Origin of the sequence: Streptomyces sp. SID10853, assembly GCF_010548145.1 — a bacterium.
Classification (GTDB): domain Bacteria; phylum Actinomycetota; class Actinomycetes; order Streptomycetales; family Streptomycetaceae; genus Streptomyces.
Map to the genome: position 1 here is coordinate 1 of NZ_JAAGLN010000283.1, position 8,319 is coordinate 8,319.

At 70.4% G+C, this 8,319-nt stretch carries 6 protein-coding genes; 3 read left to right on the plus strand and 3 right to left on the minus strand.

Annotated features, from left to right (window positions below; translation table 11 throughout):
* Positions 1-1,194 (minus strand): sigma-70 family RNA polymerase sigma factor (locus G3I19_RS32115; protein ID WP_164267242.1); only part of this gene is annotated, 1,194 nt, incomplete at its 3' end.
* Between the two features lie 399 nt (positions 1,195-1,593).
* Positions 1,594-2,382, minus strand: a complete 789-nt coding sequence (locus G3I19_RS32120) for a helix-turn-helix domain-containing protein (RefSeq protein WP_164267243.1) — start codon at positions 2,380-2,382, stop codon at positions 1,594-1,596.
* Between the two features lie 392 nt (positions 2,383-2,774).
* Between G3I19_RS32120 and G3I19_RS32125 the strand changes: the two genes are divergently transcribed.
* Both G3I19_RS32125 and G3I19_RS32130 read left to right on the plus strand, forming a co-directional pair.
* Positions 2,775-4,097: an NAD(P)/FAD-dependent oxidoreductase gene (locus G3I19_RS32125; RefSeq protein ID WP_343235271.1), complete on the plus strand. Its 1,323-nt coding sequence runs from the start codon at positions 2,775-2,777 to the stop codon at positions 4,095-4,097.
* Positions 4,098-4,251: 154 nt separating this feature from the next.
* The gene (locus tag G3I19_RS32130) at positions 4,252-5,931 is read left to right on the plus strand and encodes an ATP-binding SpoIIE family protein phosphatase (RefSeq protein ID WP_164267245.1); all 1,680 of its coding nucleotides are present in this window, start codon (positions 4,252-4,254) and stop codon (positions 5,929-5,931) included.
* 35 nt (positions 5,932-5,966) lie between these two features.
* Here the strand turns inward: G3I19_RS32130 and G3I19_RS32135 are convergent, their stop codons facing one another.
* Complete coding sequence (locus tag G3I19_RS32135) at positions 5,967-7,235, minus strand: MFS transporter (protein ID WP_164267247.1); 1,269 nt, start codon at positions 7,233-7,235, stop codon at positions 5,967-5,969.
* Positions 7,236-7,353: 118 nt separating this feature from the next.
* Between G3I19_RS32135 and G3I19_RS32140 the strand changes: the two genes are divergently transcribed.
* Positions 7,354-7,902, plus strand: coding sequence for a MarR family transcriptional regulator (locus G3I19_RS32140; RefSeq protein WP_164267246.1), 549 nt, complete (start codon positions 7,354-7,356; stop codon positions 7,900-7,902).
* Positions 7,903-8,319 lie beyond the last annotated feature (417 nt).

Genomic DNA, 8,319 nt, shown 5'->3' on the forward strand with positions numbered 1-8,319 from the left:
GATGCCGGCCTTGGCGGGAAGGCCGAGCCCCTCGGACGCGGCGGCTCCGCCGCCCGCTGAACTCCCGCTCGACGCTGCGGCGCCGGCCCCCGCGGCCCCGGCCGCACCACCCGCGACGAGCCCGGCGGCCTTGAGGGCTGAGCCCCCGGCGAACCAGCCGATGACCGCGATCGGAACGAGCGCGGGAATCCCGGCGTTGACGTCCTTGAGTTCGCCGGCCGCCAGCCGGCACTTGGCGCACTCCTCCAGATGCTTGCGCAGCCCCCGCTCGGCCCGCATCCGCAGACCGCCACGGGCGTACGCACCGAGCCGGTCCGCGTACTGCGCGCAGTCGCCGCCCGCCGTGAGGGTCTGGCTCACATGCGCCTGGAGGTACGCCTGCTTGAGCCCCTCACGGGCCCGGCTGGCCAGCACCGCTGTGGCATTGGCCGTCAGACCGAACAGCGGGGCGACATCGCTCGGGGACTCCTCCTCCACGGTGGTGTGCCAGAGGACCGCCTGCCAGCGCTCGGGCAGTGACCGGAACGCCTCCATGGCCAGCGACTTCTCGGCGATCTGCATGGCCCGTACATCGGCGCCCAGATCCAGGGTGTCCTGGTCGGACACCTCCGACGACGAGGACCTGGCGGCCTGGTCGGCGAAGAGGGCGAAGTCCTCGACCAGTTGCTCCCGCTTGGCGGTCTTCGTCCAGGCAGCGGCGACCCGGCGCACCGTCGTCAGCAGATAGGCGCGTACCGCGTGCTCGGGCCCCGCCCCGCCCCGTACCGCCTGGAGGGTGCGGGCGAACACCTCGGCGGTCAGGTCATCTGCGGTGTGCGCGTCACGGCAGCAGGTACGGGCATAGCGGCGCACCGCGTCGGAGTGCCTGCGGAACAGCTCCTCGTAGGCGCTGTCGGTGCTGTCCGTGCCATCGGCTCCGGCTCCGCCCTCCCGCATCTGCGCGATCAGCTCGGCGTCGGACGGCGGCAGGTCCAGGGACCGCGGTGGCGGAAGCACACCACTGCCGCCACCCTCGCGCTGCTGGGGCACGCTGGCCGACCACTCGCCACCGGGAGGCGGCCCGGCCTGCCCGGCCTGCCCGCCCTGCGCGGCTTGTCCGGAGGCGCTCCCGGGCTGCTGCTCCGGAACCTGCCCGGGCAGCCGCGGTGCCCCACCGGCTTCGCCGAGTGGTTCGTCCCGCCCTTCAACGCTCATCGCGGAAAGCCCCCGTACACACCCTCGGACCAGAACACCGGCCAAGAGTGACACAGAGCGGGCTACAACCGGCAGCCTGCGTTCAGCAACCACTCATCCGGGGCGTTTTCCCGGATCGGAGCACTAACTGTCACCCATGAGGGGAAGGCTCAACTAATTGTGCCCAGTGGCCAGTCCGTGCTCCATGCTCACCCAGTGCCCAGTGCCCAGTGCCCAGTGCCCAGTGCCCAGTGCCCAGTGCCCAGTGCCCAGTGCCCAGTGCCCAGTGCCCAGTGCCCAGTGCCCAGTGCCCTGTGCCCGGACGGGACGAGTGCCCAGTGCCCGGACGGGACGAGTGGCGATGCGCCGGCCTCCGGTGATACGTGGGGCTCCGGCAGTGCGCCCGTCCACCGGCGGTGCTCACGCCGGACGCGACCGCAGCCCCTCCAGCAGGATGTCGAGCAGCCGCGAGGACGCGGCCGCCTGCTGAGCGGCGTCGGGCAGCGTCGGGGCCGCCGTGGCTATCACCAGCAGCACATCCGCCACCGTGACATCGGCCCGCAACTCACCGGCTGTGTGGGCCCGGTCCACGAGGCGGCCCACGACCTCCAGCAGCTCCACGGCCCCCGTGCTGTCGTCGGCGAGACCGGGCAGCGCCCCGGTCACCGGCGGCCCGTCAGCGACCCGAGGAGCCGACCGCTGCTGCGGTACGCGTGTCTCCTCCGGGGAGGTCTCCGCCTCGCCCAGCAGGGGGTCACCGCCGAGAACGCCGTCCCCGATCTCGGCCGCTTCGGCCACGCCCACGCGCAGCACCTGCGGGGGCAGCAGCCGTCCCGCACCCGAAGCCACCGACGTCCGCAGGAAGCGCGCGAGCGCGGACCACGGCTCGTCCTCCTGCCCAAGTGCCGTACGGGCCTGCTCCGTCAGGCGGGAGGTCTCCTCCTCCGCTATCCGGTTGACCAGGACGTCCTTGCTCGGGAAGCGGCGGTACACCGTGCCGACGCCGACTCTCGCCCGGCGCGCTACATCCTCCATCGGCGCGCCGTACCCCAGCTCGCCGAACACCTCGCGGGCTGCCCGCAGTACATGCTCCAGATTGCGCTGTGCGTCCACGCGGAGGGGCGCCGAGCGCGGGACCGTACCCGCGCCTGCCCGTCCGCTGGTCTCAGCCGGGACAGCAGCCTGCCAATGAGCTTCCTGAATGTGCATATGCGATCCCCCGGTAATGATGTCTCCCCCCGGAGACTCCCCGCCTGGTCTCCCCGGAGCTCAGACCCGACACCCCGGCGAACTACGAACATAGTTGAGCAAGGGGCGATTCAGAAGAGGGTAGTTCCGCACGGAGCGCCCCCCGATCGGAGTATGGGCCTGGACTCTCCCTATTCCGCCCCGTCGCCCACTCACCGTCCCACCCGCTGACCTGCGGCCCTTCCCTTCACGCGGGGAAACACTCCGCACCGGCGCGCCGGTGTTCTCCGGTCACACAATTTGCCGGGCCTGTGGACAAAGTCGATCGCCCGTTGCCTCATGGGACAGTGACTGCTCCCCTCTCCCACGAGACGAACCCCGGGCCGGACCAGGGACCCGGGGCCGGCACGCGCATTCTCGTCGTCGGCGGCGGCTATGTCGGCCTGTACACGGCGCTGCGCCTCCAGCGGAAGCTGAAGGGCGGCGAAGCGGAGATCACTGTGGTCACCCCCGACCCTTATATGACGTATCAGCCGTTCCTCCCCGAGGCCGCCGCCGGTTCCCTCTCGCCCCGTCATGTCGTCGTGCCGCTGAGGCGGGTCCTCGACAAGTGCCGGATCGTCATCGGTGAGGCCACGGCCATCAACCACGCCGAGCGCACCGCGACCGTCACCACCCTCGCCGGCCCCGAGGACGGCACGGGCGCCACGCGGCTCACCTACGACGAACTCGTGCTCGCCCCCGGCTCCGTGTCCCGCACGCTGCCGATCCCGGGTCTCGCCGAGCACGGCATCGGCTTCAAGAGCATCGAAGAGGCCATCGGCCTGCGCAACCACGTCATCGAGCAGATGGACATCGCCTCGTCGACCCGCGACCCGGCGGTCCGCGACGCCGCACTGACCTTCGTCTTCGTCGGCGGCGGCTACGCGGGGGTCGAGGCACTCGCCGAGCTGGAGGACATGGCGCGCTACGCGTCGCGTTACTACCACAACGTCGACCGCGACGACATGAGCTGGATCCTGGTGGAGGCCGCCGACCGCATCCTGCCCGAAGTCGGCCACGAAATGGGCCAGTACGCGATCCGCGAGCTGCGCAACCGCAACATCGACGTACGCCTGGAGACCCGGCTCGACAGCTGCGACCACCGGGTCGCCGTGCTGAGCGACGGCGCTCGCTTCCCCAACCGGACCCTCGTCTGGACCGCGGGCGTCAAACCCAACCCGGTCCTCGCGGCGAGCGACCTCCCGCTCAACGACCGCGGCCGGCTGCGCTGCACGGCACAGCTCGCGGTCGAGGGAACCGCCCATGCCTGGGCGGCCGGTGACGCGGCGGCGGTCCCCGACCTCACGTCGGATCAGCCCGGCACCGAGACCGCGCCCAACGCACAGCACGCCGTGCGCCAGGCGAAGGTCCTCGCCGAGAACGTCATCGCCTCACTGCACGGCAGGCCACTGAGCAACTACGAGCACGCGTACGCCGGTTCGGTCGCCTCGCTCGGCCTGCACAAGGGTGTCGCCCACATCTACGGACGGAAGGTGAAGGGCTACCCTGCCTGGTTCATGCACCGCGCGTACCACCTCAGCCGTATACCCACCTTCAACCGGAAGGCCAAGGTTCTCGCCGAGTGGACGCTCGCCGGACTCTTCAAGCGCGAGATCGTCTCGCTCGGTTCGCTGGAACACCCGCGAGCCGAATTCGAATGGGCCGCCGGCGGCGACCGCCCGCAGCGGGACTGACGCCGACAGTGCCGCCGGTCACACCGGACGTGTGACCATAGGTGCACCCAGACCCACCCAGAACACCCCGTACGACCCGGATCCCCCCGCCGGCCGAGCAGCAGGTCCCAGCCGTTCCGTCACGACAAACACGACAAACGAGGCTTGAAAAGCAGTGAACTTCACGCGCTGGAGCTCCCGGCTCCCCGGAACACAGCGCCGCGCCGCCGCGCGGACCGACCACAGTTCCGTGCCAGCAGCCCGCGGTGAGTCCGCCCAGCCCCCGGGCCGGGAAGCCGAGTTGACCGCTGATCTCGACCAGCTCCCCGCGCTCGACGAGCTCTCCGTCCGGGAGATCCTCGGCAGCCTGCCCGCACTGGTCGCCCTGGTGTACGGGCCCGAGCACCGTGTCGCGTACGTCAACGACGCCTACACCGCGGCCTTCGGCGCCCGCTCCACCGGCGCGTGCGCAGCCGACGAGCTGCCCGAACTGGCCGAGCTCGGTCTGTTCCCGCTGATGGACCAGGTGCTGCGCAGCGGAACTCCTCGTACCGTCAAGTCCCGTCGGGTACAGGCCGGTCCGGGTGCCGGTTCGTACACCGTGACCTGCACCCCGGTCCCCGACCTCCTGGAGCACGGCGGGGTTCTCGTCTTCGCCGCCGACGTCTCCGACCACGCCGACGCGGCCGAGCGGCTGCGCACCAGTGAGCGCAGACAGCGGGAAACGGCCGTCACCCTCCAGCGTTCACTGCTCCCCCAGGAGCTGGAGCAGCCCGACGACCTGCGCATCGCCGCCACCTACCAGCCGGGCGGCACGGACGCGGCCGTCGGCGGCGACTGGTACGACGTGATCACCCTCGGAGCCGGGCGTACGGCCCTGGTCATCGGCGATGTCATGGGCCACGGGGTCCGGGCCGCCGCGGTCATGGGCCAGCTCCGCACCGCTGTCCGCGCGTACGCACGGCTCGACCTGCCCCCGCACGAGATCCTGCAGCTCCTGGACGGTCTGGTCTCCGAGATCGACCCCAACCAGATCGCCACCTGCCTCTACGCGGTCCACGACCCCAACGAGGGCCGCCTCGCCTATGCGTCGGCCGGTCATCTGCCGGTGCTGGTCAGGGACGAGGACGGCACGGTACGCCGGGCCGCCGACCCGACGGGGCCACCGCTCGGGACGGGCGGCTGGCAGCACACATCGGACTCGATCGCGCTGCCGCCCGGCTCCGCCGCCGTGCTCTACACCGACGGTCTGGTGGAGCGCAGGGGCGAGGACATCGACGAGGGCCTGGCCGCACTGGAGCGCGCACTGTCGGGTGCGTCCGGCGCCCCGCAGGTCGTCTGCGACCGGCTCTTCCGCTCGCTCGGCGTCACGGCCGAGCATGACGACGACGTCGCGGTGCTGGTCGTCCAGCACCCGGCGCGCACGGGTGCGGCTGCCGAGCTGTTCCACAACGCGGCGCTCGACCTGCTGGGCGGAGTGGAGGCGGCTCCCCGCGCGCGGGCCTTCGCCTCCGGCGTGCTGACGTCCTGGAGGTTTCACGTGGAACTTCACGACCTGGGTGTCATGGCGGCCAGCGAACTGGTCGCCAACTCCCTCCAGCACGGCACCCCGCCGATGCGGCTGCGACTGCGCAGGACGGACCGCCGGCTGATCATCGAGGTGACCGACGGCGACGACCATCTGCCGCGCCGCCGCCGTGCCGAGCCCGCGGACGAGGCGGGCCGCGGCATCTCGATCATCGCGACGATCGCCTCGTCCTGGGGCTCCCGCCGTACGCCGGGCGGTGGGAAGGCGGTCTGGTGCGAGTTCGCCCTCCCGGAAAACACACCAGCCCGCCCCGGCCTGCTCCCGTAGACGCCCCCGCTGCCCGGTACCGGTGCCGCCGTCCTTCAGTGCGGTGCTGCCGCCGGTTCCGGCAGATGCGTGGCCACGACCCGCGAACCGTGTCCGAGGGACGGATTGTCCTGTACGGGGGTGAGCCGCCGCCCCAGCCGCAGCGCCAGCGTGGTGATCCCGAGGGAGAACACCACGAAGGTCGCGATGTACAGCAGATGTGCCGAGGCCCCCATCGGCCCGCCGACGGCAGGTCCGATGGCCAGGGCCAGCTGCTTGACCAGCGCGAAGGCCGAGTTGTACTGACCGACCATGGAATCGGGCGCCAGATCGGCGACCAGCGGTGCGACGGTCGGGGACAGCATGGACTCACCGAGCCCGAACAGCGCGTACGTCGAGATGAACGCGGCGGTCGCCATGGTCTGGCTGCCGTGCCCGAGCCCCGCGTAGCCGGCGATGACCCAGGCGAACGCCCAGATCAGGCCCACCCCTGAGATCACCCGTGAGCGCCGCCGCTTCTCCACGACCTTCAGCACCACGAACTGGGCGACCACAATCACGGCCGTATTGGCGGCGAGCGCGATTCCGAGCGTCGAGGGCTGAATTCCGGCGGCTTCGGTCCCATAAGCGGCAAGCCCGGACTCGAATTGTCCGTAGCAAGCGAAGAAGACGACAAAGCCGAGCACGCAGAGCTGCACCATGGCGCGGTGCTTGAGCAGTGCGCGCACTCCGCCGCCCTGGGGCTGCGGGGCCAGTTCCAGGCCCGGGGCCCGGGGCAGCCGGACGGATGCCGCGATCCCCGCGAGCGCGAGGAACATGACGGCCTCGATGGCGAAGAGCAGCGTGAAGCTGCTGGGCCGGCTCGCGTCGACGATCTGTCCGCCGACCAGTCCGCCGATACCCAGCGTCAGGTTCTGCAGGAAGAACTGCATGGTGAAGGCGCGGGTCCGGGTGGACGGGCTGGAGCACCAGACGATCATCGTGGCCAGGGCCGGCTGCATGACGGCCGTCCCCGCACCGAGCAGGGCGGCCGACAGGACGACCGTCACGACGCCGGCGGAGAGCCCCATGCTCATCGCGCCGACCGCGGCCAGTGCCGCGGCCCCCACCAGGACGGGCAGCGGTCCTCGGCGGTCGATCAGCCGGCCGGTGAAGGGAAGGACGACCAGGGCGGCCACCGCGAAGACGGCGAGCACGGCCCCGGCCGTACTCGATCCGAGCTCACGCACCTGCGACACGTAGATGTACAGATACGGAACGGTGAACCCGATGCCGAACGCGCTCAGCGCGGTACCTGTCTGGATCCGACGCATCGCGGCACCCATCGCCTTGGTCACCACTCACCACCTCTCGAAGTTGAAGACTTCAATGCTAAAGTTCGAAGCTCAACAATACACATCGAAGGACTTCGACGCCAACGAGTTACATGGGATACTCCCCGGCATGCCTGAGTCCCCCGGCCCGCAGGAGCCGACCCTCGACGAGCAGATCGCCGCCTACCAGCGCGAATTCCGTGACCTCGACCCCCAGGTCGAGAAGGTGGTCTCCGCGCTCGGCCGGCTGAACCGGCGGATGAACGTCGCGTACGGGCGCCAGGTCGCCGACCTCGGCATCAGCAATACGGAGTGGGAGGTGCTGAAGACCCTGGTCCTGGCCGGCGCCCCGTACCGGATGGGCCCGGGTGAGCTGGCGAAGCGCCTCGGCCTCACCCCGGCCGCGATGACCCACCGCATCGACCGGATGGCGGGCGAGGGGCTGGTCACCCGCGACAGGGACGAGAACAACCGGGTCCGCGTGATCGTCGAGGTCACGGACGAAGGGCGGGCGAAGTGGCTGGAGGCGATGCGGATGGCCACGACCTTCGAGGAGGACCTGCTCCAGGACCTGACCGACCAGGACCGCGGGGCCCTTGGGGAGATGCTGACCATCCTGCTGCGCAGGGTGGAGGACGCCCAGCCGGACGCGGGCGGCCGCCTCACCGATCTCGACTGACCGGGGGCCGGACCCGTGACGGAACAATGGGGTTGACAGCGGCGCCGGAGCCGGTTGACGCACCACCGGCTGATCTGTAAGGTTCTTCGAGTTGTCACGGGGCCGGAACGGTTCTGCGACAGCCACTCCCGCCGCACATGCGGCAACCAAACTCAGCACGATCTCCCGTCGGGGAGAATTTCGGCATGCCGGAATTCATTCTCGACGACCGGTGCGACCCGATTATGAGTCACCCGGGATATCCGCTAGAGTTTGAAACGTCGGAACGGCCCAACGGCCGGGATGACAAACCCCGCTGACTGGGGGTCAGGCCGAAAGGATCTGATAGAGTCGGAATCGCCGGAAAGGGAAACGCGAAAGCGTGGAACTGGAAAGCGGCCCGCCGGCCGGGAATCGGACACGAAAGAGTCTGATAGA

What these genes read in the sequence shown, in the direction of transcription:
- G3I19_RS32120 (WP_164267243.1), bottom strand. Translation starts at nt 2,382, where the DNA reads ATGCACATTCAGGAAGCTCATTGGCAGGCTGCTGTCCCGGCTGAGACC.
- G3I19_RS32135 (WP_164267247.1), bottom strand. Translation starts at nt 7,235, where the DNA reads ATGGGTGCCGCGATGCGTCGGATCCAGACAGGTACCGCGCTGAGCGCG.
- G3I19_RS32140 (WP_164267246.1), top strand. Translation starts at nt 7,354, where the DNA reads ATGCCTGAGTCCCCCGGCCCGCAGGAGCCGACCCTCGACGAGCAGATC.